Here is a 23,779-nt window from a genome sequence, read left to right as displayed (position 1 = left end):
TCGCTGCCCGCGCCAGGCACAGGATCAAAGGTCGAGAGACCCTCGCTTCCCTCATCGTCTACAAGAGGTTCTTCGTTTGCATCGTTAGGCGCGTCCGTGTTGCCGTCCGCAGAGTCCACGGCGGGATCGCTAGGCGCTTGCGCGGCGTCGTCCTCGACGTCATCCGTTTGATTTGCGCCCGTGTTCGAATCGGCATCAACAACATCCGTCGTCTGCGCAACACCAGCGGTACCCGCCGTCTCCGCCGCGTCGACGTCATTTGCGAGCGCGGCGGCAGGAATCATCGATGTCGCCAACGACACCGCGATCATCAGAGGTATCAATTTCTTGAGGAAGCCCGATCCGAGCTCATGATATTGGGCTTTACCGCCCGATACGCTGCGTGTGCGCCTTGCGCGCGCAATTGCCTGCGTTCTTCCGATCATATTCGGAACCTTTCTATCCAGGGCCTAAAGACGAACGAGTATTCCGACTTCGACGCGGCGCGCTGCCCTTGTCGTCGGCAGCGTCCCCGGTGCTTTACGGTTGCTGGTACAGCGAGGGATTCTCACCCTCATTCCCTCTTGTTCCGAGGAAACACCCCGAAACCAATGGCTTCGCAGGAAGCATCGTCTTCGACCATTTTTTATCCATACGCGGTCATGGCCTGCACCGCTCCGCCGATTCTTCGGCACAACCTCCTCTCTCGGTCGGCATTCTACCAAACGCAACGCTATCTCCCGCGTTCGAATGCGCTCTTCCCGCGCCGCAGGCCGCCAGCACGGGCGATCAAAGCACCGAATTCGTAACGTCTTTCTCCGAACGCCTTAACGCTGCTACAATGCCACCCATGCTCGAACGGCTTACCGACATAGACAACGCTATTCTCCATGCGATACATGACGCATTCCAATCGCCTGCGATGGATACGGCCATGACATTCGTCACATCCCTGGGGGATATGGCATTCGTCTGGTTTGTCGTCGCAGGGTTGCTGCTATGCAAAAAGGAATACCGCTTCTACGGCGGCATCGTCATCATCGCGATCATGTGCGCCTATCTTGTCGGCGAGCTCGGCCTCAAGAACATCATCGGGCGCGACCGCCCGTTTTTAGCGGACCCCACGCTCGCGACGCAACTTATTGCGCTGCCGGAAAGCTTCTCGTTCCCATCGGGACACACAGGCAGCTCGTTCGCTGCCGCCACGGCGCTCTGCTTTCTGCCCATGCGTCACGCCTGGTACAAGGCAATTCCTCTCGCAGGAGCCGCATGCGTCGCATTCTCACGACTCTACCTGGGGGTCCACTATCCAACCGACGTATTAGCCGGCATGGCGCTCGGCATCGCAAGCGGCATTGCCGCCGTATACATCGCCCGTTACTTCGTGCGCCGCAAAAAGAAGGCCAACCGCCCCGAAGAGGATACGTTCTAGCTATTCGATACGATGCAGCCCCGCCGAATTGCGATGCGGTTCAGATTCATTTCGGCGGGGCTGCTCATATTCCCGATGAGAAACGGTTCGTGACGTCGCTGAAGAGGCCGTTCGCTTCCGCTATTTCCACAGACGAACTTCAGGCTCGAGCTCGACGCCGAAGCGTTCGCGCACGCGCTGCTGCACGTCGCCAATAAGCTGCAAAACGTCAGCGGCCGTAGCATTGCCGGCATTCACCACGAAACCTGTGTGCTTCTCGGAAACCTGGGCTCCACCGACTCGATAGCCGCGCAGATCCGAATCCTGAATGAGCTTGCCCGCGAAATAGCCTTCGGGACGCTTGAACGTGCTTCCTGCACTTGGCATCTCGAGGGGCTGCTTCTCCTCTCGGCGCGCCTGCAGGTCGTCCATGCGCTCCTTGATGGCCGCAGGGTCGTCCTCCTCCAGGCGAAGAAGGGCTTCGACCACCACATATCCCGCTTTGTCCATCATGCTGTGGCGATACGACCAATCCGCCTCATCGCGCGACACGCTCACAATCTCTCCTTCGGGGGTAACGCATGTCAGCTCCACAGCAACGTCTTTGAACTCGCCGCCGTACGCCCCCGCGTTCATGATGGCCGCGCCGCCGATGGTTCCGGGAATTCCGCTTGCGAACTCGAATCCCGCAAGGCCGCTCTCGTACGCGACACGCGCCACGGCCTCGTTCGTCGCACCCGCCTGAGCACGTACGAAGCTTCCTTCGACGTGGATGCTCGACAGATTGCTGAGGATCTGCACAATCACGCAGCGCAAACCTTCGTCAGCCACCAAGAGGTCGCTGCCGTTACCAACGATACGATACGGAACGCCCGACTGGCGGCATGCGCGCACGATCGCCGCAACGTCTTCGACGTTCTGCGGTATCACGTACGCATCGGCGGGACCGCCTATGAGGAACGTGGTGTGCTTCGCCATAGGCTCGTCAAGCAGAACATTCTCCTCGCCGACGATGCCGGCGAGCGTCTTCGCGAATTCGCGAACATCGGCCCGATCGACACGGCCCTGTTCGTTTTCGCCCTGGATGGAAACATGCATGGAAAGCACCTTTCGTTATGCGCCATGCGCCCTTCGGGTAGACGCGTTCGTTTTCTTCGACGGAAAGCATATCAATTCGAACCGCATCACGCATCCGCAGGCTCGCAACGCACTGAAACGACAAAGCGATACACCCGCCCGGGAGCCACGTCCGAAAGTCGGAAGGAGATGACCTCGTACCGAGGACCGCATGGGCGAAGCCCTCGTCGACCGACCTCCTCGAGCAAGCGCGCATGAACCGCAGCGGCCTTTTTCTGCGGTCCTACCTCGGAAATACACGCATACGTGCCGGCCGGCACCGTTTCAAGCTGGCTTTCGTCGCACAGATGGCTCTCGGAACGAAGCAGCCGCACGACTTCCTCGAATGTCACGCTCTCGGGTAGAAGGTAAAACCCACCGTCGTAGCAAATCCGCCCCCGCTCCAACGCGTCATACGCTTTAAGACCGTACAGGGAAAGCGACGCTTCCGGAGAAATTCGTTCGAGCGTCTCCATGGCCTTTCCGTCGGACAGCGCGGCGTCCGCGCCCTTCAGCCACATGGAATCCACCGGACAATCCAGATTGATAATCAGACGATCCGGTCTCTCTTCAAGAAAAAATGCTCCGGGCTCCGCTTCGCGATTCGACGAAATCTGCCTATCAATCTCATCCAGAAGACTGGCGGCGTGGGCAAGGCGGTCGATATGGGCGCGAAGTTCGGCCCGGTGCTCGGCCACGCTTCGACCGAGCGTATCGGGATCGTATTCGGAAAATACGGAGCGAACTTCCTGAAGCGTGAAGCCCGCATCCGTCAGCGCACGAACCGTCTTAAATCTGAAAAGATCGTTTGGCCTGTAGTAGCGATACCCGTTCTCTCCCACCTCCGTCGGCTTGAGAACGCCCACATGGTCGTAGTGGATAAGCGTATTTTTCGTGGTCTGGCACAGTTCGGCGAATTCCCCCGTTTTGAACAGCGATTCCATCCTGCCTCTTTCTCGAGCGCAAAGCGGCGACGCGGGCGCGACAGCCATCGCGGCATTTTCGCTTTCTCCCTTGACCCTATGGTTACCCGATAGTTTAGCATCCACCTCGCTCGCATGTATCACGAAAGGAGGGCAGCCGTGCCGTCTGGAAAAGCAGCATCGCATGATGGGGCAACAAACCCGAAAGCCATTCTCGGCCTTCTGGCGGCATCGTTCGCCTTCCTCGTCCTTTTCACCTCCTCGGCCGTCCCCATTCCGCTGTACTCGGAATACCGCGCATCGATCGGACTTACGGACGCGGCTATATCCGTCGCCATGGTGTCGTACCTGATCGGCGTATGCGGGGTGCTCTTCGTGGCAGGATCGGTCTCCGACGCCATAGGATATCGAGCCTCCGCCGTTATAGGGCTTCTCCTTGGCATAGGTGGGTGTCTTCTTTTTTCCCAGGTCAAAAGTGTACCCATGCTATTTGCAGCGCGCTTTTTCCAAGGCCTTTCCTGCGGTATAGCCATGAGCGCCATTTCGGCCTGGGTCGTAGACGTCGCAAAAGGAAGGTTTCTCGTCGTCGCCACGACGATTGCAGGATGCGGAGCGCTCGTAGGCGTCATGATCGGTTCAATCGCCATCGGCGTTTTCTGCACCGTAAGCAGCAATTACGCGATCATGTACTACATAGTGGCCGCCCTTATGACGCTGGGGATCGTTTTCGTGCTCTGCGCGCCCGAGCCGCCGCACGCCCGCGTTCGCCTTCGCGCCGCCATCCGCCCGATCACCAAAATAGACCCCGCCATTCTGCCCGTCTTCCCCGTTGCCGCAACGGCATACCTCGCGGCCTGGACCATAGGGACCTACTATCAATCCTTCAGTGCCATCGTCGCGCTCGACTGCTTCGGCATGGCCGCACCGATTGTCGGATCGTGCATTCTGGCGCTTTCCATGGCTCCTAGCGCATTCGGCGGCCCTGTAGAAGCCCGCATGCGTTCGGGGCTCTCCCTGCGCGTCTCCATGGTGGCACTCGTCGCGACGACCGCGCTCATGTGCCTATTCATGGCGCTCGAACAGTTCGCCGCCTTCCTTCTCGCAACCGGAGCCTTCGGCATGACAACGGGCATGTGCCTCTCGGGAAGCCTCCGTCTGCTTCTGGCAAAAGCCGATGGAGACACGGCGCGCATCGTTTCCACCATTAATCTGGTCGGATACGTCGGATGCACCATTGCCAGCCTCGCCATGGGCGCAAGCATCGATACGCTCGGACTTCTTGGCGTGCTCATAGCCCTTCTCATCTGTGGAATAGGAGCCGTCGGCATCGTCTTCGCCAAAACGAAGAACGCCTGACGCCGCCCTTGCCCATAACGGTCGCCGCGACACGCGACCGGACAAACAAAGGCGGCTGCGACAACACTCCATCGCAGCCGCCTTTCCCGTTTGCCCACGCACACGCGCTACCGCATGGCAAGCTCTTTACAACAAAGCCTCTTCCCATGCAGACTCTTTGAAGCCTATCAGCACAAGGTCTTCTCCTACGACAAGCGGACGCTTTACCAGCATGCCGTCCGTCGCCAGAAGCTCGTAGCATTCCTCGTCGGTCATTCCCGCATCGAGCTTCGCCTTGATGCCCAGTTCTCGATACTTCATACCGCTCGTGTTGAAGAACCGGCGCACGGGAAGCCCGCTTGTGCGATGCCACGCGGCGAGCTCTTCGGCCGTGGGGTTATCCTCCACGATATGGCGGTCGACGTACTCGATTCCATGAGAATCGAGCCATGCTTTCGCCTTCTTGCACGTCGTGCACTTGGGATACTCTACGAACAAAACGCCCATAACAGTGTCCTTTCCTCATACGCATCATCGTTAGGCCGAGTCTTTGCCGCCTTCATTTTGCACCTGCAACCGTGCTTTTCGCGCTTACGGCTGCACTTGTCGCGCCCAAATCACGCTTCTGACGCTAGCAACAACGCCCTCGCACCTGCAGAAGCGAAAGACTAGCCCCTCTCCTCTTCGCATGCAAGAGCATCGATGAGGGCTTCGGCCACGCGCAATCCATCGACGGCGGCGGACATGATGCCACCTGCATACCCGGCGCCCTCTCCGCACGGATACACGCCAGAGCCACCCTGGGACGAATCTACCCCTTCGTGAAAGACCGCCTGCATCGTGTCTTTTTGACGAACGATGCGCACGGGGCTCGAGCTTCGCGTCTCGACGCCTGTCATGACCGCCGTCTTCGACGCGAAACCACGCAAGCGCCTATCGAGAAGAGGGAGCGCCCCTTCAATCGAGCGCGAAACGAATTCGGGAAGAACCTGGCGAAGGTCGCACCAGGCAACCCCGCGTGCATACGTCGGATCAACTCCTTCGTCCACGGGGCCGTCGCTTGCACGATGGGCCAGGAAATCGCCCACGTATTGCGCCGGAGCCGCATAGGTAGAGCCCGCAGCCTCATACGCTGCGCGCTCCATCATGCGCTGGAGTTCGACGCCCGCAAGCACGCTGTCCCCGGGAAGGTCCCGGTCTTCCACGCCCACGAGGACGGCAGCATTGGCGTTGCGCCCCTCTCGGGCGAAACGACTCATGCCATTGACGCATACGCCGCCCTCCTCGGACGCCGCGCACACCACCTCGCCGCCCGGGCACATGCAAAACGTATACACGCCGCGCCCGCTTTCCAGGTGAACAGCGAGCTTGTAGTCCGCCGCGCCGAGCGCAGGATGCGATGCGGCCTTGCCGTACTGAGAACGGTCGATGAGTTTCTGGGGATGCTCGATGCGCACGCCTACGGAAAAAGGCTTGCGTTCCATGAAAAGACCCGCGTCATGCACCACCTGAAACGTATCGCGCGCTGAATGGCCGCAAGCGAGCACCAGGTGACGCGCCCGCACGCATTCCGCCCTCCCGGTCTTCACGTCCACAACCGAGATGGATTCGAGGGAGCCGTCCGCAAAGCACGGAGATTCGAAACGCGCTCCGAAGCGAACCTCTCCCCCCATGGCCACGATCTCCTCGCGCATGCGTCGCACAACGTCCACAAGCAGGTCGGTTCCGATATGGGGCTTCGCCTGCCACAGGATTTCCTCCGGAGCCCCCGCTTCGGCGAAAATATGCAGGACGTCTTTGCATCGTGGGTTCTTGATATTCGTGGTCAGCTTGCCATCGGAAAACGTACCGGCACCGCCCTCTCCGAACTGAATGTTCGAATCGGGGTCGAGCGGACCCCCTCCGTTAAAACGAGCGACCGATTCCAGACGCGCATCCACGCATTCTCCGCGCTCAACGACCAAGGGACAAGCGCCAGCCTTGGCGAGCGCCCAGGCCGCAAACAAGCCGGCAGGACCCGTGCCCACTACCACAGGACGAGTCGCAGGGCGACGCTGAAGACGTCTCGGGCGATAGCCCGCATACGGCTCATGAAGCTTCAGATGCGCCGGAGGCTTGCATCCGCGCCGCGCGGCATCCAGCTCGTCCGCGCCAGTAAGGCTGAAAGCGTACGTCGCGACGAAGTGAACGTCGTTTTTCTTGCGCGCGTCCACGCTGCGCTTCAAAAGACGCATGTCCGCAATGCGCAACGAATCGCACCCTATGGCCTTCGCGATGCGTCTGCGCACCAAGTCCTCCCCATGCGAAAGACCGGCATCGAGCGGAAGGCGCAGATTGCTTATCTCGAGCATGCAAACCCCTATCGAAGCACGGAGCGGACGGCGCCAGCCGCCGCGCGGCCCGCAAGAATACCGCTCGTCCAAGCCCAATGCAGGTTGTAACCGCCACAGCGTCCATCGATATCGAGCGCCTCGCCGACGGCGTAGAGCCCTGCGTGCTTTTTACACTCCATCGTGCTCGGGCAGAAATGCTTCACCGCATAGCCGCCGCGCATGACCTGGGCCTGCTTCGGATCGGCAATTCCCTTCACGGTCAGGCCGAACGATTCGGAAACCATCGCAAGCACCACGGCCTCCTGCTCGGCAATAATCGGCTCATCAGGATTGAGCCCTGCCGCCGTGACGACGGCGCGTGCAACGCGAGACGGCATCATGCCGGACAAAACCTCGCATGCCGTGCGCGAAGGGTGGCTTAGAACCTGATTCCAAATGAAATCAACCTTTTCTTGGGGGTCAAGGTCGGGAAGAAGGTCTATGAAGACCATCTGACCAGGGCGGACATAGCGAGACATATCGAAGGCCGCAATGCCGGAAATGCCGTAATCCCTGAACAAAATCTCGCCACGTTCTTCCGGCCCCACATAATCCGCCTCGAAATCGGGGTCGACCACATCCATCCATGCGTCGCGAAGATCTTCGGGATCGGTATCGAGATACAGGCGAGCACGAACTCGTATCCCTGAAAGACCCTTGATATTCGCGGTATCCGTCTTCAGACCCACCAAAACAGGATGCGTGGAGACATACTTGACGTCATCGGGCACAAGCCCTTTCTCCGGGGCGCCTCCTACAGCCACAATCACCGAATCGAACGCCTCGACCGCACCGTCGGCGCAGACCAGGGCCCAACGGCCGCCATCGTTTTCGCACAATGCGGCATTCTGAACTTCGCCCGCCTCGCCCGCAGGCACGATACGCTCCACCTTCGACGAACAGCATGCCTTGGCGCCTGCCTCGGTGAAGCAAAGGCGCAACACGTCGACAACGGTCGCGGCCTTGTTGCTGTAAGGATAGATGCGGCCCTCGTCTTCTTCGGAAACAAGCAGGCCGGCCGATACGAACATCTGCAACACGTCTTCGGGAGGTAGCTCGTTCATGGCCTCTTGCACGAATTCCGGGCGATTGTAGTCATCGCTCATGATGTCGGCGTTGCTGAGGTTGCAGCGGCCGTTTCCCGTGGCGAGGATTTTCTTCCCTACGCGGTCGGCCTCTTCGTACAGCACCACATCGGCTCCGGATCGCGCCGCTTCGATGGCGGCGACAAGGCCCGAAGCGCCGCCGCCCACAACTGCTACACGTGCCATAGTTACGCCTCTTTCTTTATGACGGGACCGTGCTCAATGAAGAACTTGCACACGCGGCACACTTCCTTCACGGGTGCGTTCCTGTCGACATCGGGATTGTCAAGCATGGACAGGCCGTAGGCGACCTCGTGCGTGGGCCTGTCGCACGCGGCGAAGTTACATTCGGTCGGACAGAGCTCCCCCGGGATGTTATGAGGGCAGCGGCTCTGCATCTCTTCATCGCAGCCGCGTTTCTCCCAGCAAAATGCCATAGCGTTTCCCACTTTCACGTATCTCGATACAGAATCGTTCTATGATACCGCCGCAGCTTTCGAGTCATTGAAGCGGCAATAAAAAAAACCCGAACGCCATAAGGTGTTCGGGTTTGGATTTATGGTGCCCCCAACGAGAATCGAACTCGTGTCTCAGCCTTGAAAGGGCCGCGTCCTGACCTCTAGACTATGGGGACGAATCAAGCAGCTCGGTTATTATGGCAAAATCCAATTTGTAATGCAACTACTTTTTTAAAAATTTTTCTCCGCATTGTTTCAGCGCCTGAAACCCCGCTGCATACGGCATTGCGCCAGCGCCCGAAACCCCAGCACCCTCCTACATTGCACAACCTTGGGCAATGCAGCGAGACCTGGCGCCTCAGCGCCCCGTCAGCAAAACCGCAACGCAAGCCCCTTTCGATCTAGACGGTAAGGTCGGCCAATTCTGCTTTGGCCTCTTTTTGCAGATCGCAAAGCGAAAGCTCAATCTGACACCCTATACGGCCGCCGGAGCACATGATCGAATCCTCGAAAAGCTGGGCGGTCTCGTCGATGAACGTTCTGAAATGCTTCTTCATGCCCAAGGGGCTGCACCCGCCGTGGATGTAACCCGTAAGAGGAAGCAGCTCGCGCGATTTGAGCATAGACACGCTTTTCTCGCCTGCAGCAGCGGCAGCTTTCTTCAAATCGAGCTCTGCCGCCACAGGAATCATAAACACGTAATGCTCGCCGCTTCGACCGACGCTTACCAGGGTTTTGAAGACTCTGTCCGGGTCCTGCCCCAGAAAACGAGCGACCTCGACCCCCGAAAGGGCAACGGAGCCGTCGTACACGTGGCATTCGTACGAAACCCCTGCGGCATCGAGCATACGCATAGCGTTGGTCTTTTCGAACTTGTCTTTCTTAGCCACATCAACCTCGCATGTCGTACTGAAGAGGCGGAAGCGGGTCGTATTGGGAACCCCATGCCGCAACGTTGAGCTGAGCGGTCCAATAGCCCAGCGAACGATACACCAAAGCCTGCAGAACAACCCCTAGCGCCATCGAAACGTATACAACGGCCAGAAACAGCAGAATGGCCGCGATGGCTCCCATAATGGCGAATCCGTCCAGCCCGTACGCTGCCATGCCGGAAAGGTCGGCCGCCCCGACGAAAACCATAGCAGCGATCATCCCGACGAAAACCAGCACTGTCCATATTACGGCCAACACGACACCGATCAAAAGCGATGCGACGAGCTCGTAGAGAAATATCTTCAAAAGGCCTACGGGATCGCGCTTAATCATCGACCAGATCTGCCCTATTTGAAAACCCGCGCTCAGCGTGTCGTAAATGCTCATTCGCATGCATCCTATCCAGATAAAGAATTGCGCCGCGAACGAAACGACAAGAGATACCGCGCCTATGCCGAAAGATCCTATCGTGGCGGGAATGGCAAGAAAGCCGGCGGCGTACGCGCCGTCGAAAAGCGTCGAGAAGACGCCTGCAGCCAGGCCGAAAAGCGACATGCAGACAAAAACGACGACGAAGACCGCCAGGCCCATGACAAGCGAGATAATCCAAACAAACAGACCGCGACGATACAGACGTCCGTCTTCGTTCCCGAAAACTTTGCGCGGAAGAGGATTGTCCATGCCCCATGCGGCATCGCGCGCCCAACCTAGAAGGTAGCCGGAAACCACGATGGGTCCGAGAATCGGAATGAACGCGACGAGCGCAAGAACGCATATCTTGGCAAACCACCCTTCCGTGGAACGAAAGGCTTCCCACGACCGAGAAAAATACCCTTGCTGCACCTGAGTCTCCTTTGCCTAGCCTATGCGTCATCTTCCGAGAACTATACAACGAAGGGTCGAAGCGTATGCTTCGACCCTTCGTTCGTGATTGAAAAGTGATTCAGTCGTTGCTGAGTTGTTACTTCAAGGTAACAGCAGCGCCAGCCTCTTCGAGCTTAGCCTTGATTTCCTCAGCCTTGTCCTTAGCGACGCCCTCCTGGATAGCCTTGGGAGCACCCTCGACGACCTCCTTGGCCTCTTTCAGGCCAAGACCGGTAATCTCGCGGACAACCTTGATGACAGCGATCTTGTTGTCGCCGAAGCCCTCGAGGACGACGTCGAACTCGGACTTCTCCTCTGCAGCGCCACCCTCAGCAGCGGGAGCAGCAGCAACAGCGACGGGAGCAGCGGCGGACACGCCGAAGACTTCCTCAAGCTCCTTGACGAGCTCGGAGAGCTCCAGGGCGGGCATTTCCTTCAAAGCTTCGATGATCTCTTCACGAGTAACGGCCATTGTTATGGCTCCTTTCACATGAGGCGCGACATCGTTGTGCCGACGCCTTGGTTTTCACGTAACGCGGCCTAAGCCGCTCTATGCAGCTTTATGCTGCAGACTTCTGGTCCGCGATAGCGGAAACCGCGCGAGCGAAGTACTCCATGGGGCCGTTGCAGACGCGGACCATCTTGACCATGGGGTTGCTGATGGTGCCGAGCAGCTTGGCGATGAGCTCCTCGCGGGAAGGAAGGGCTGCGATAGCCTCGACCTCTGCAGCGCCGTAGGCGACGCCGTCCATCATGCCACCCTTGATGACCAGGTTCTCGTTCTTCTTCGCGAAGTCCTTGATGGCCTTTGCGGAAGCAACGGGGTCACCCGTGGCGAACACGAAAGCGGAAGGGCCGGAGAGGATGTCACCCAGCTCGGGGAGCTCGGCGTTCTCCAGTGCGAGACGCATAAGGGTGTTCTTGTAAACGCCCATCTTCGCATCAGCCTCGCGGACTGCGCGACGAAGAGTCTCGACCTCCTTGACGGTAAGACCGCGGTAATCGATAACCCACATTGCGGTGATGTCCTGAAGCTCTTCAGCGATCTTTGCGACATTTTCGACATTGTGCTTGTTTGGCATGCTGTTTCACCTCCTTTTCGTTTTTGCTCAAACGCTCCGCCACATTGAGGGTGGGCCTGTTCTCGCAAAACGAAAAGAAAAGACCCCCGGTCGAAGACACGGGGGTCGCACTATCATCATGCGCTCCACCTCGGCTGGCTGCAATGCAATTAAACCTTTCGGTGCCTGCTGTCTTCGGTAGCGGAACTATCGTTCACATGCGTTCTTTCAAACGCGAGTAGATATTTTATCCTACTTTCCGAAGAATGCAAGATGGAATTTCAAAAAATCAAGCTACGCAGCCTTCTCCTCCGATTGACCGGACGCGCTCTCTTCGCCAGAAGCGGAGCCATCCGAACCGTCCTTATCCTCGGCGTCGGAGGCAGAAGAGCCGCCTTGGCCGGAAGAATCCTGCGTGCCGTTGACGGCCGTTTCGACAATCTCCTGGGCAACGCTTGTCGGATCGCCTTCGATATAGCGGAAAGTGATCGTGTCGCCCACGGCGTAAGAGACCACGTTGAGCATGCCGGGCAAAGCGAAGTCGTAGATGCGGCTATCTCCGTCGAGGGTCACGTAGAAGTGCGAGTTGCCCTCGATAACCGCCTGCGCGATCGTCTTGATCGTGCCGCTCGCCTCAATGGCCGAATCGCTCGAAGCCGAATCCTCGCCCGATCCGTTCGCCGCAATCAAGGACATGTAAGCCTTCTGGGTGTCAGCCACCGTATCGCCGACTGCAACGTTTTGATAGCTGCGGATATCAACCATCGCATACTTCTTCACCAGACCGGCATCGTCTTTCAGAGCCATGAAGTACGTAGGCGTGTTGCTCACATTGATGAGAATTGGGAAGGTTGCCTGGTAACGGAGGTTTTGCACCTGGCCTTCCGCAGACTGTATGGCAGAGTCCTCGGTTGCGCCGGCCACGGAATAGAAGTGGCTCTCGGACGTGCGCTGGTTCACCAGCACGAAGCCGACAATGGAGTTGTCGCCCGTGGCCGAAGTAACGCCCGTGTACATCCAAACGTCGTCATCTTTTGCGATGTAGTTGTAACCGAGCGTGCCGTCGGTGCCGGGAGTGGTCTGGACGACGCCGTTCTGGCCGAGCCAGCTATTGATCCATCCGTCCTTGTACTTGCCGGACCAGTTGTACTGCTGGATGAGCAGATTCGCCGGGTATACGCGGTCGACCCATTCGGGAACTTCGGAAACATCGAGGTCCTGGCATTCGCCCGTTGATGCGTTCACCAAAACGGCACGAGAGACGGTCTCGCCGCCGAAAAGACCGATCGTGAAATCACGAACGGGGCAAATCCACCACGCGTTGCCTTCGTCGTCGATTTCGAAAGACTTCTCGCCGAACATGTAGAAGGGATACTTCAGCTGCACATAGCGATCGATGTTTCGAGCGAGAGGCTCGCTTTCGGAATATTTGATGGCCTTGTCGCCCTCGAGGCGCACAACCTGCGCATCCTGAGAGGTCATGTCAACGATGACGTAGGCGGGAATGCCCTGCTCGCGATTTTGGAGCCATTTGAACAAGTCGGCATACACCAGAGGGCTTACGCGCACCGGGTGGTCTTGATAGTTGATCTGGCTGTACAAGGGGGAAATCTCGAACTGGCTCACCAGGTCGGACATAGCGCCCATCGTACGGTTGCCCAGAAGCACCGCGGATTCGCGGTCGATAACGGGGATTTCGTTATAGTCCACTTCTTGAATGTCCTGAGTGAACTCCATATCGGTGGTCTGAAGGACGCTTGCGTACTTCTGGGCATTGCCCGGGAAGAAAGAAACCGACATGAGGGTTCCTACGAGCACCAGCGCGAAAACGACCACGGGAACGAAAGAGAGCACCTTGAAGGCTTTCGCCTTGCCAGCGTTGCTCGACACCTTGGAAGTTCCGTTTTTGTATGCGCGGGTTTTCGCGCGGAAGAACAGAAATGTCGGCAGCAGAATGAACACTGCAACAAACATCCACGTATCGACACTGTGGATGTTGATGGGAGGATGGAACCACCAATACGCGGCGGCAAGGACGATAACGGCCACGATGACAAGCGCGACCAACGCCTTTTTGCTCATACTTGCGAACTTATCCTTGAGCTGGTGGAAATCTTCCGTCGCATTGAACTCGACATGAGGCGTAGCCTGCTGAGATCCCTCCCCCGCGCCAAATGGATCATCCATGCCGAACATGGTGAAGAATGGATTTTGGTTGCCTGCCATGTATTCCCTTCCCTATGTATCAAGCCGATATGCAACGGGCGCCTGCGTTATGCAGGTGCCCGTCAGCGCGTCGGTCAAACTTATGCGTTGGCCACAAGGTGGCGCAACACGTACTGCAGGATGCCGCCATGGGCCATGTATGCCCCCTCGGTCGGCGTATCAACTCGTACTATAGCCTGAAACTCCTTCGCAGAGCCATCCTGCTGCAAAGCCGTTACCTTCACCTTCGACGGCGTTGGCATGCACGGCTCGCCGTCGCCGAAATCAATCGCCTCGATGGAGAATGTCTCCGTCCCATCAAGTCCAAGACTCTCGACGCTTTGCCCCTCTTCGAACTGAAGGGGAAGGATGCCCATGCCAATCAAATTCGAACGATGGATGCGCTCGAAGCTTTCGGCGAAGACCGCGCGAACGCCCAAAAGAAGAGGGGCCTTCGCCGCCCAGTCGCGCGACGACCCGCTGCCGTACATCTTGCCTGCAAGGACCACCGACGAAAGACCCGCCTTTTCGTAATCGCGCGCAGCCTCGAAGATGCTCGTGACCTGCCCCGTTTCGAAATCGCGCGTATATCCGCCATTACGGCCTTCGGCGAGAATATTGGACAGCTTGACGTTGCCGAAACCTCCGCGTGCCATGACCTCGTGGTTTCCTCGGCGACTGCCGTAGGTGTTGAACATCTCGGGTTCGACTCCGCGCTCGCGCAGATACGCCGCAGCAGGGCTGTCGGAGGCGATGCTGCCCGCAGGAGAAATATGGTCCGTCGTTATGAAATCGCGCACATTGACCAGCACACGCGCGCCTTCTATGGGCTTCACATCGTGAAGCGCGAGCGTCATTCCCTCGAAATACGGAGCATGGCGAACATAGGTGGAGTCTTCATCCCACGCAAAAATGTCAGACGACTCGACCTTAAGTGCCTTCCAGGCGTCGGTTCCTTCGTAAAGGCCGCGTCCTCCCTCTTCGAAAAGCTCCTTGGTCGCGTAAGCGTCGAGCGCACGCTCGATTTCTTCGTCGGACGGCCAGATATCGCGCAGATACACCGGATTGCCCGCTTCGTTCAAGCCCAGTTCCTGTGTTTCGAAATCGAAGTCCATCGTACCCGCGATAGCGTACGCGACAACGGCCGCGGGAGCGCACAGGTAATTCTGGGAAACATCCGGGGAGATGCGCCCGTCGAAGTTGCGGTTGCCCGAAAGCACGCTGGCAAGCTCGATATCGCCGGCGACCTCATGCATCTCGGGCCAAATGGGACCGGAATTTCCGATGCAGCTCATGCAGCCGAAACCGCATGTCGCAAAGCCAAGTTCGGCAAGAGGCTCGGCAAGACCGGCGCGTTCGAGCAGCAGCTGAGTAGCATGGCTTCCGGGGGCCATAACTCGCTTGACCCAAGGTTTCGCTTCAAGACCCGCCTCTCGAGCCTTTTTCGCAATCAAACCGCAGGCAAGCATCATCTCGGGGTCGGTCGCAGTCGTGCAGCTTGTGACGGCGGCGATGGCCAACGCGCCATGCGCAAGCTCGAAAGACTCGCCTCCAAGATCGACAACCGCATGACGCTCCATATCCAGACCGCGTTCTTCGCAGATTCCCCGGAAAGCATCGCGGGCGGCGTCCGCGTCGAAGCGGCTATGCGGGCGGCTTGGACCGGCAAGGCTGCGCCTCACCGTAGAAAGGTCGAGCTCGATGACCTCGCTGTAGACGCGCTCGGCATCCTCGTTCCAGAGCCCTTGCGCCTTGGCATAAGCCTCGACAAGAGCGACCTGTTCTTCATCGCGGCCCGTCAAACGCAGATACTCAAGCGTCCTGTCATCGACGGGGAAAAGCGTGCACGTGCAACCGTACTCAGGAGTCATATTGGCAATACAGGCTCGCTGAGTCGCCGAAAGCGCGCCCACGCCTTCGCCGAAGCATTCGACGAAGCATCCTACGACCCCTTTGGCACGAAGCATCTGCGCGAAAACAAGCGCAGCGTCCATCGCCGAAACACCTTCGGAAAGACGACCGGTAAGATGCACGCCGATGACACGCGGAACGAGCGTCGTAATCGGCTGTCCGAGCGCCGCTGCCTCCGCCTCGATGCCGCCAACGCCCCACGACAGCACACCGATGCCGTTTGCCGTCGTCGTGTGGCTGTCCGTTCCTACCACCGTATCGAAATAGGCAATCTCCTTGCCATCCTCACTCTTGGTCATAACGCCCGTTGCGAAGTGCTCGACGTTAATCTGATGACAGATTCCCGCCCCAGGAGGAACGATGCGCACGTTCTGGAAAGATTCCTGGGCCCACTTGAGAAAACGATAGCGCTCGCCATTGCGGGCAAACTCCATCTCCATATTCTTCTCAAGCGCCTGAGGGCACCCTGCAACGTCGGCAATGACCGAATGATCGACGACCAAGTCCAGAGGAATTTGGGGATTGATTCGCGAGGGATCGCCCCCAAGATCGCGAGCCGCCTCGCGCATGGCGGCAAGATCGACGAAAACAGGCACGCCCGTGAAGTCTTGCAGCAAGACGCGCGCAGGCATGTATTCGATTTCTCCGCCCTGCTCGCCTGCAAGCCCCGCGCTTACTACGCGACCTGCGAAACGAGCTGCAGAATCGTCATCAGGAGCCATGCGCAAAACGTTTTCAAGCAGAATGCGCAAAGAGTACGGAAGCTTGTCGGCGCCGTCAATTCCGCGAACGGGGTAATACCCTACGGAGCGATCGCCCACGGCAAGCACGTCAATGCGATTGTTCATATGCAACCTCGCTGAATCAGGGTCGCATTATGCGACCGTTCTGTAACCCTCCTATCATATCATGCGCGCTTTAGCCAAATAAAGCGACGAGCCGAAAAATCAGCGAAGGGCCTGCATCCGAAGCGAGCGTTGCAATACGCGGCCGATTCCCGCCACAAACTTGGCATTATGAAACTGTTCTCAAAAGAGGCGCTCGCCAGAGCGCATACGGAAACGCAGCAAAATGCCCGGCACCGAAAACAATGCTATTTGTCGAGGTTCTCGATAATCAGCTGAGCACGCTTCTTCAAAACGCCGCGGCCGTGTTTGGCGTCGAACTCCATGCGATCTTTGAGCTCGTCGCGAACGGATTCAGCAAGATCGGACTCCGAAAAGGAGATGACCGCAATGAGCATGTCCTGAAATTCAAGATCACCGTGATAGCATTGAATGGCCTCGTCGAGCAAGGGCCAAACCTGCAGGCTGTGCTTTTGGGAAAGCTCTCCGTATTTGCAGAGAAAACGAAGGGCGGCAAGACGAAGCGGGCCGGAATCCTCATCAAACAAAGCGCCCTCAGCGCCCGGAAGGGCCTTGTCGCAGGAATCGGAATCAAGGGAGAGGAAGTGAGTCAGTACCTCGAGAGATTCCCATCGCGTTTGCGCCTCAGGACGATCGAGAGCGTTGACGAATGCGTCGATACGGGAAAAAACCGCCTGGGGGTCAAAGGACGCAACGGCGGAAAGGGTGGCTGCCGCATTCTGCCTTTCACGACGAGAAGAACTCTCCAATCGAGTAAACAGCTCATCAAGCAAGTCGGAATTATCCAGCGCAATACGAGCAAGCTGCTCGCGCTGAGCCTTAATCATGTCGGTCATGGGAAATGTCTCCATCTGCGATGCGTAAATACTGCAATTAAAAATTCATAATAGCTTACGAACGTGTGAAAAACGCAGATGACGCAGCATATCCATCGGAAAAACGCCTCGATCGCGCCCGCTGTAGACGAGAAGCCCGCTCGTCTGCGCAAACGCGAACGGCCCTCCGCAGCATTCCTGGTCCGGCCGCAAAAAGCCCCGACCAAGTCCAACGCATGGACCTGGGATCGGGGCGAAAAAGATACGGTCGATACGCGCATTGCATACATGCATCGCACCGTCAAAAAACACGCTACAGAGACGCAACCAGCTTACCGGTCACGTAGCCTTCCATGTAACAACGTCCAATGGAAAGGCCTCCAACCGTCAACGGATAGTCGACGCCACCGTAGAAACCACCCGAACAATTGCCTACGGCATACAGGCCCTTGATAGGCTCTCCGGCATCATTGAGGCATTGATGGTTTGAGTCGACGTCGACGCCGCTGCAAATGGCCGAAAGGCGAATGGTACGAGAAATGCCGTAGTACGGCGGAGTGTCGACAGGAATCATGTACTGTGCCTCCTTACCAAACGCGGTGTCAGAGCCAGCTGCACACAATTCGTTGTACGCCTCTACTTCGGAGACGAACGTCTTCGTGTCTTCGATGCCAAGCTTTTCGGCCAATTCCTCAAGCGTATCGGCCTTCCACGTGTTGATGAAGCCTTCAAGCACGCCTTTGCGCTCAACCTCTTCCTCGGGCATGTATACTCTCATGTCCTCGGCACTTACGAATTTGCCTACGCCTTTCCACTCGGGAACAATCTGCTCGTACTTGCTATCGAAAACCTGGCAATATCGTCCTGCATCGGCCTCGGACGTAAGGTAGTTGCACACCGTGGCCATGTCGATTTTTTCGTTCATAAAACGTTTGCCGGATGCGGTTTTCACAGCCAGGAACGGCACGTTCCACATAGGACCCGCATCGAAGTCATGCATCATCTTCGTGTGCACGATATTCGTGATCTTCCCGCCGGCCCACACGATCATCTTATGGCCATCGCCGGTCTTATTGGACTGCTTGCGGCCGAAATAACGCAGGTCGGGCAAGTAGTAATTCGACATCTCCTCGTCGTTTTGATAATCGCCCGTGGCAATGATGACGCCTTTCGCAGCATTGAACTGCATATACACGTTCTCGCCCTCGGCGATGACGCCGGACACGGCCCCGTCTTCGTTTTTGGCCAATTGCTCGGCAGGCGTGCTGTAATAAATGTCCACTCCGGCCTCTTCCGCAACCTGAGCGAGCACCTTCATACCGTCTCCGTTGCTATACGGCTTCGGACCCATATAAGAAGTCACGTAGTTCAGGCCCTCATAACCGTTCACCTCGTTGGATGCCTTCGACTGCTGATTGTTGCCCTGGTCGATGACCGAACCGCCCGCAGCAGCAACCTTGTCGAGCACCCATTTGACCGCCTCGCCGCCGTTATCGATCCAGACCTGAATAAGCGCAGGGTCGGCGCGATAAGCCGATTCCTTCACGAGCAGTTGAGCCAGCGCTGCGGCTGCAGCTGGGTTGCTTTTGTCGGTAATGATGCCGCTGGCCGTATTTCCCTGAGAAATGGCCGTGCTCTCCTTTTGAAGCAGAGCAACTTTTGCGCCGGCCTCGCAGGCCGAGAGCGCCGCCGGAATGCCGGCAGAACCAGCACCGACCACCACAACATCGTAATCGAGTGTCTCGCTGATATCGGTAATGGGCTCCGGAGCAATCAAGAACGAAGGCAGGCCTTCGCGTTCGTGGCCGCTTACGCCGTTGATGCCCGCAACTTCACCCGATTTGGAATCCTTGCCGCCCGATGTACGCGGCGAACAACCCGACAGCGCCGTAGCGCCCGCAAGACCTGCCGCGGCAACGCCCGCGAAACCAAGAAATCCTCTTCGGGAAACCGACTCCTGTTTTGCATCAAACATTACTGCCCAATCCCTTCCTCTGTATCGTCTGTTTACGCCACCGTGTGCCCACGCCATCTTGGAGGGGATGGGACAGCGCGGACGCATTCACAAGCGATACAATGAATATGCTGAGAGGCAGAATCCATCGCCTCGACGCGAAAACAGCGTGGTATTTTCCTACCACCCCCTCACTACCCCTTCAATGAGCTGGTAATTCCCCATTCGACACAAAGACAAGACCGTCCTTTTCAAGCGAACCGCTATACTGTCGAAAGACGAATCGATATCGCACACAAAGCGAACACGCAGCCTTTGCGCGATGAAAGGACACCTTTTGAGTCAGGGTAGGCAGCATACCAGCGGAGCCGACGACGCATTGTCGACCGCATCGAAACAGACGCCCCAACGCAGTCGGAGCATCGAGTCCGAAGAGCGCAAAACAGTGACGAAACCACCTGTCAAGAAAAGCATCTTTGCACGTGTGCCGCATCTGCCGCTCACCTTCCTCGGTATCGCTCTTTACCGAGCATGGATCGAATTGGCCTTCGTCGGCTCCTATCTTGGGACTTCATTGCAAGCCGAAACTTCGCGCAATCTTTTCGATGGCACCATGGTGGTAGCATTTCTTCTTGGAGCCATCTTTGCAAAGCAGCTTTCGCCCCTCATTCGGAAACGTACTGCACACTTGATGGCGCTTTCTTTTCTTCTCGTGTCTACCGCGTGCGTCGTCATCGGAGCAATACACCCCGATATGACGAATGCCCTCATGTGGCCTGCCGCTATCTGCGGAGGAATCGGTGGGCAGTAATCGTCATTCTCTGGTCAGAGCTCTACGGCTGCCTCGGCCCAGTACGCGTCGCGCTGTACTACTCGGCATCAATTGTCGCAGCAGCACTCATCGTCTACACCATGAAGGGCTTTCTCTTCCCGTGGTTTGCTACCTTCCTGTTCATGCTGCCCATAGGGTCCCTGGTCTCGCTCTCACTAGCGTTCGATTCGCTGTCTGAAAAGGAACGACCCAGCGCACCGTTTGCCGAGGCTACTTTCCCATGGAAGCTCGCCATCTGGATGGCGGCCTATTCTTTTGCCTATGGCCTCGCGCAATCGCAACTCACCACCTCAATATTCGGCCCCCATTCATCGCCGGGTGTCTTGGCGATAGGTGCGTTCGTTTTCTTTGGTGTGGCCTTGCGCAAACGAAAATTCGACTTCTCAGCAATCTTTCACGTGGCGTTGCCTCTTGCCGTTGCTGCCTTTTTATTCGTACCCGTTGTGGGTAATTTCAATCAGACATTTACCGCATTGTGCATAGCTGCAGCCTACACCGCATGCTCCATTTTGCTCATGATCATCCTGACGAACATGTGCTACCGCCAGGGCATTTCGGCTTTGTGGCTCTTCTGCATCGAACGCAGCGTAAGAATGATATTCAATGCTCTTGGCCGCGAAGCACGCGATCCCATTCTGGAATTGTCAATCGGAATCGACAGCTCGTATATCCTATCGATCGTCGTAGTGATTCTGGTAATCGTCAGCAGCATCATCCTGTTGACGGAGCGAAGCATTACCGCGCAATGGAGCATCGGGATCAAAACCTCTGACGCAAAACGAGCCGAAGAGATCGTACGCGAAGACCTGCTAAAAAACCGTAGTCGTGAAATTGCCCTGAACTACCGTCTATCGCTGCGCGAGGAAGAAATCCTGACGCTCCTTGCACAACGAAAACGCAACACTGCAATCGCTAGCGAGCTCTTCATATCCGAACAGACCGTGAAAACCCACATACGCAATCTATACAAGAAGCTCGACGTACATTCACGCGACGAATTGTTCGATCTCGTAGAGAATATAGACGCAAAACGCGCGATCACAAGTTCCGTCGATGAGGATTACCGATAAAACTTTCCAGCAAAACGGAATAGACCACATCGACAGCGAGCTGCGCGACAAAGAATCAAAAGACACAATCTGCATAGCAAAAGCAAGCCGTATTCGCTTCATGAATATCCCACCACGCAAAACTACACCCTTCTAGCAGGCGTATTGCGAACGAACAAAGGAGAGAAGCGAAGGTTTGCTCAGGAAAGGAAATCCTACAGCGCAGCGAAGCATTTAGGCGCACAGGAAAGATGCATTCTAGGAGCACTGGGAAAGAGACCCGCAACTCCTCGTGCCGCAGGCCCCATGGGCGGGCTCGGGAAGGGCCCGAATGGAAAAGACGATGGCGGCAGCCGTCGGGAAGAGCGCGGAACCCCCGCGGAAAAAGGAAAGGGGGCCGGAAGACCCCCTGGAAGCGCGGAAGGGACCCTGCGGCCCCTCCCCTGCGCGCGCCCTGCCCCCGATGGGGGCGGACGCGCCCTGCGCGAGCGCGGCGTCCCGTCCTCCCGCGGACTTGCTCCGCAGTACTTTGGGCGATGGCGGGCTTAGCTGCCGAGTTCGGGATGGGATCGGGCGATCCCCGCCTCCGTGGCCGCGCTCGCGCAGGGCGCCCCCTGCGCGTCCGGGACCCCACGGGCGCCCTGGCGGCCGCATAGCGTCGTTCGGGAGACGTTCCTCCTCTCGAGACCGCCCGCCCCGGGCATCCGGGGTCGGGAAGCAAGAGCTCGGGCTATTAGTACCGCTCGCCTGAACGCCTCGCGGCGCTTGCAGCTGCGGCCTATCGACCTCGTGGTCTACGAGGGCCCTTACCGGAGGGAGAACTCATCTCGGAGACGGCTTCCCGCTTAGATGCTTTCAGCGGTTATCCGTTCCGGGCGTGGCTAGCCGGCCGTGCCGTTGGTCGACAACCGGGACACCAGAGGCCCGTCCGCCCCGGTCCTCTCGTACTAGGGGTAGACCTCCTCAATTCTCCTGCGCCCACGGAGGATAGGGACCGAACTGTCTCACGACGTTCTGAACCCAGCTCGCGTACCGCTTTAAACGGCGAACAGCCGTACCCTTGGGACCGACTTCAGCCCCAGGATGCGATGAGCCGACATCGAGGTGCCAAACCTTGCCGTCGATGTGGACTCTTGGGCAAGATCAGCCTGTTATCCCCGGAGTACCTTTTATCCGTTGAGCGACGGCCATTCCACTCTGGGCCGCCGGATCACTAGAGCCGACTTTCGTCCCTGCTCGGCTTGTGGGCCTCGCAGTCAGGCTGGCTTGCACTCTTGCGCTCTGCGGGCGATTGCCGACCGCCCTGAGCCAACCTTGCGCGCGCCTCCGTTACTCTTTGGGAGGCGACCGCCCCAGTCAAACTACCCGCCTGGCACGGTCCCCCGCCCGGGTGCACGGGTCGGGGTTAGGCCGCCGACGCGCCGGGGGCAGTATTCCAAGGTCGCCTCCACGGGGGCTTGCGCCCCCGCTTCGCGGGCTCCTGCCTATCCTCTACGCGACGCGCCGTCGGCCAATGCCAAGCTGCAGTAAAGGTTCACGGGGTCTTTCCGTCCTTCCGCGGGTAATTCGCATCTTCACGAATAGTGCAATTTCGCCGGGTCCATGGTCGAGACAGCGCCCAAATCGTTACGCCGTTCGTGCAGGTCGGAACTTACCCGACAAGGAATTTCGCTACCTTAGGACCGTTATAGTTACGGCCGCCGTTTACCGGGGCTTAGGTTCGCCGCTTCGCCTTTCGGCTGACGGTTCCCCGTGACCTTCCGGCACCGGGCAGGCGTCAGACCCTATACGTCGCCTTGCGGCTTGGCAGAGTCCTGTGTTTTTGATAAACAGTCGCTTGGGCCGTTTCGCTGCGGCCCCCCGCCGCTCCGGAGGCTCGCTCCTTCACCGCGGGGGGCGCCCCTTCTCCCTAAGTTACGGGGCCATTATGCCGAGTTCCTTGACCATGGTTCACCCGATCGCCTCGGTATGTTCTACCCGCCCACCTGTGTCGGTTTTGGTACGGGCGCCGGGGCGCCTGCCTAGGGGTTTTTCTCGGAAGCGTGGGATCGCCGGCTTCGCTCGAAGCTTCGTCTCGCGTCTCGGGCCTGATGCGAGGCGGATTTGCCTGCCTCGCGCCCTACGCGCTTTCACGGGGACGTCCAGAACCCCGCCCGGCTACCCTTCTCCGTCGCCCCATCGGTCGTAAGCGCCGCCCCGGCGGTACGGGAATGTCCGCCCGTTGCGCATCGGCTACGCCTCCCGGCCTCGCCTTAGCTCCCGACTGACCCTGGGGGGATTAGCCTCGCCCAGGAAACCTTAGGCTTGCGGCGGCAGGGTTTCTCGCCCTGCTCTCGCTACTCATGCCTGCATCCTCACTTCCGCGCGGTCCACCGGGGGTCGCCCCTCCGGCTTCCGCCCTGCGCGGAAAGCTCCCCTACCATCGTAATGTATACGGTCCGCCGCTTCGGCGCCGTGCTTAGCCCCGTGAATTGTCGGCGCATGTCCACTTGACCAGTGAGCTGTTACGCACTCTTTAAATGCATGGCTGCTTCTAAGCCAACATCCTGGTTGTCTAGGCAAACGCACATCCTTTGCCACTCAGCACGGACTTGGGGGCCTTAGCGGGCG

Annotated in this window: 19 protein-coding genes, 1 tRNA gene, 2 rRNA genes, 1 riboswitch and 1 other annotated feature (1 of these 24 running past the window's edge); of the genes, 4 read left to right on the top strand and 18 right to left on the bottom strand. The window is 58.1% G+C overall.

The window, feature by feature from the left end:
- The coding region (locus HMPREF9451_RS09940) for a hypothetical protein (RefSeq protein ID WP_009138708.1) at window positions 1–425 on the bottom strand (425 nt) is incomplete at its 3' end.
- Window positions 426–497: 72 nt separating this feature from the next.
- Window positions 498–574, bottom strand: a riboswitch (adenosylcobalamin-variant (AdoCbl-variant) riboswitch).
- Window positions 575–913: 339 nt separating this feature from the next.
- On the opposite strand from HMPREF9451_RS09940, the gene HMPREF9451_RS09320 reads away from it, so the two are divergent.
- Window positions 914–1,411, top strand: a complete 498-nt coding sequence (locus HMPREF9451_RS09320) for a phosphatase PAP2 family protein (protein WP_009138707.1) — start codon at window positions 914–916, stop codon at window positions 1,409–1,411.
- A 120-nt stretch (window positions 1,412–1,531) separates the two neighbouring features.
- Here the strand turns inward: HMPREF9451_RS09320 and murB are convergent, their stop codons facing one another.
- A complete protein-coding gene (gene murB / locus HMPREF9451_RS02425; RefSeq protein ID WP_009138706.1) occupies window positions 1,532–2,488 on the bottom strand; it encodes a UDP-N-acetylmuramate dehydrogenase in 957 nt (318 codons plus the stop codon).
- Between the two features lie 86 nt (window positions 2,489–2,574).
- Entirely contained in the window at window positions 2,575–3,450 is an 876-nt protein-coding gene (locus tag HMPREF9451_RS02420; protein WP_009138705.1) for a MerR family transcriptional regulator, read from the bottom strand.
- 138 nt (window positions 3,451–3,588) lie between these two features.
- Here HMPREF9451_RS02420 and HMPREF9451_RS02415 point away from each other — a divergent pair, with 138 nt between their 5' ends.
- Window positions 3,589–4,785 (top strand): MFS transporter, encoded by a 1,197-nt coding sequence (locus tag HMPREF9451_RS02415; RefSeq protein WP_009138704.1) that lies wholly within the window; start codon window positions 3,589–3,591, stop codon window positions 4,783–4,785.
- Between the two features lie 126 nt (window positions 4,786–4,911).
- Here the strand turns inward: HMPREF9451_RS02415 and HMPREF9451_RS02410 are convergent, their stop codons facing one another.
- The 13 genes from HMPREF9451_RS02410 to HMPREF9451_RS02350 all read right to left on the bottom strand — a co-directional run bounded on the left by HMPREF9451_RS02410 (window position 4,912) and on the right by HMPREF9451_RS02350 (window position 19,309).
- A complete protein-coding gene (locus tag HMPREF9451_RS02410) occupies window positions 4,912–5,271 on the bottom strand; it encodes an arsenate reductase family protein (RefSeq protein WP_009138703.1) in 360 nt (119 codons plus the stop codon).
- 161 nt (window positions 5,272–5,432) lie between these two features.
- Window positions 5,433–7,115, bottom strand: a complete 1,683-nt coding sequence (locus HMPREF9451_RS02405) for an NAD(P)/FAD-dependent oxidoreductase (protein ID WP_009138702.1) — start codon at window positions 7,113–7,115, stop codon at window positions 5,433–5,435.
- A gap of 8 nt (window positions 7,116–7,123) precedes the next feature.
- The gene (locus HMPREF9451_RS02400) at window positions 7,124–8,407 is read right to left on the bottom strand and encodes an aminoacetone oxidase family FAD-binding enzyme (protein WP_009138701.1); all 1,284 of its coding nucleotides are present in this window, start codon (window positions 8,405–8,407) and stop codon (window positions 7,124–7,126) included.
- Between the two features lie 2 nt (window positions 8,408–8,409).
- Window positions 8,410–8,658, bottom strand: a complete 249-nt coding sequence (locus tag HMPREF9451_RS02395) for a hypothetical protein (protein WP_009138700.1) — start codon at window positions 8,656–8,658, stop codon at window positions 8,410–8,412.
- A 122-nt stretch (window positions 8,659–8,780) separates the two neighbouring features.
- Window positions 8,781–8,855, bottom strand: a tRNA-Glu gene (locus HMPREF9451_RS02390).
- A gap of 225 nt (window positions 8,856–9,080) precedes the next feature.
- Window positions 9,081–9,569 (bottom strand): Cys-tRNA(Pro) deacylase, encoded by a 489-nt coding sequence (gene ybaK, locus HMPREF9451_RS02385; RefSeq protein WP_009138699.1) that lies wholly within the window; start codon window positions 9,567–9,569, stop codon window positions 9,081–9,083.
- Window position 9,570: 1 nt separating this feature from the next.
- Window positions 9,571–10,455 carry a DUF4013 domain-containing protein gene (locus tag HMPREF9451_RS02380; RefSeq protein ID WP_009138698.1) on the bottom strand — a complete coding sequence of 295 codons (885 nt, stop codon included), beginning with the start codon at window positions 10,453–10,455 and terminating at the stop codon, window positions 9,571–9,573.
- Between the two features lie 118 nt (window positions 10,456–10,573).
- Window positions 10,574–10,948 carry a 50S ribosomal protein L7/L12 gene (gene rplL, locus HMPREF9451_RS02375; protein WP_009138697.1) on the bottom strand — a complete coding sequence of 125 codons (375 nt, stop codon included), beginning with the start codon at window positions 10,946–10,948 and terminating at the stop codon, window positions 10,574–10,576.
- Window positions 10,949–11,036: 88 nt separating this feature from the next.
- Window positions 11,037–11,558 (bottom strand): 50S ribosomal protein L10, encoded by a 522-nt coding sequence (gene rplJ, locus HMPREF9451_RS02370; protein WP_009138696.1) that lies wholly within the window; start codon window positions 11,556–11,558, stop codon window positions 11,037–11,039.
- 68 nt (window positions 11,559–11,626) lie between these two features.
- Window positions 11,627–11,754 (bottom strand) — a sequence feature (ribosomal protein L10 leader region).
- A 77-nt stretch (window positions 11,755–11,831) separates the two neighbouring features.
- Window positions 11,832–13,763, bottom strand: coding sequence for a hypothetical protein (locus tag HMPREF9451_RS02365; protein ID WP_009138695.1), 1,932 nt, complete (start codon window positions 13,761–13,763; stop codon window positions 11,832–11,834).
- An 80-nt stretch (window positions 13,764–13,843) separates the two neighbouring features.
- Window positions 13,844–16,501: an aconitate hydratase AcnA gene (gene acnA, locus HMPREF9451_RS02360; protein ID WP_009138694.1), complete on the bottom strand. Its 2,658-nt coding sequence runs from the start codon at window positions 16,499–16,501 to the stop codon at window positions 13,844–13,846.
- A gap of 245 nt (window positions 16,502–16,746) precedes the next feature.
- On the bottom strand, window positions 16,747–17,355 hold the full coding sequence (locus HMPREF9451_RS02355) for a hypothetical protein (protein WP_009138693.1): 609 nt from the start codon (window positions 17,353–17,355) through the stop codon (window positions 16,747–16,749).
- A gap of 292 nt (window positions 17,356–17,647) precedes the next feature.
- Window positions 17,648–19,309: an FAD-dependent oxidoreductase gene (locus HMPREF9451_RS02350; RefSeq protein ID WP_009138692.1), complete on the bottom strand. Its 1,662-nt coding sequence runs from the start codon at window positions 19,307–19,309 to the stop codon at window positions 17,648–17,650.
- Window positions 19,310–19,733: 424 nt separating this feature from the next.
- Here HMPREF9451_RS02350 and HMPREF9451_RS10055 point away from each other — a divergent pair, with 424 nt between their 5' ends.
- Complete coding sequence (locus HMPREF9451_RS10055; protein ID WP_051000951.1) at window positions 19,734–20,099, top strand: hypothetical protein; 366 nt, start codon at window positions 19,734–19,736, stop codon at window positions 20,097–20,099.
- The gene (locus tag HMPREF9451_RS10180; protein WP_009138690.1) at window positions 20,060–21,190 is read left to right on the top strand and encodes a helix-turn-helix transcriptional regulator; all 1,131 of its coding nucleotides are present in this window, start codon (window positions 20,060–20,062) and stop codon (window positions 21,188–21,190) included. The genes HMPREF9451_RS10055 and HMPREF9451_RS10180 overlap by 40 nt, the downstream gene beginning before the upstream one ends.
- 464 nt (window positions 21,191–21,654) lie before the next feature.
- Here the strand turns inward: HMPREF9451_RS10180 and rrf are convergent.
- Window positions 21,655–21,769 (bottom strand): 5S ribosomal RNA (gene rrf, locus HMPREF9451_RS02340).
- 113 nt (window positions 21,770–21,882) lie between these two features.
- Window positions 21,883–23,779 (bottom strand): 23S ribosomal RNA (locus HMPREF9451_RS02335) (it continues 1,078 nt past the right edge of the window).

Origin of the sequence: Slackia piriformis YIT 12062, assembly GCF_000296445.1 — a bacterium.
In the GTDB taxonomy this organism is placed as follows: Bacteria; Actinomycetota; Coriobacteriia; order Coriobacteriales; family Eggerthellaceae; genus Slackia; species Slackia piriformis.
This window is presented reverse-complemented; position numbering and strand designations above follow the sequence as displayed.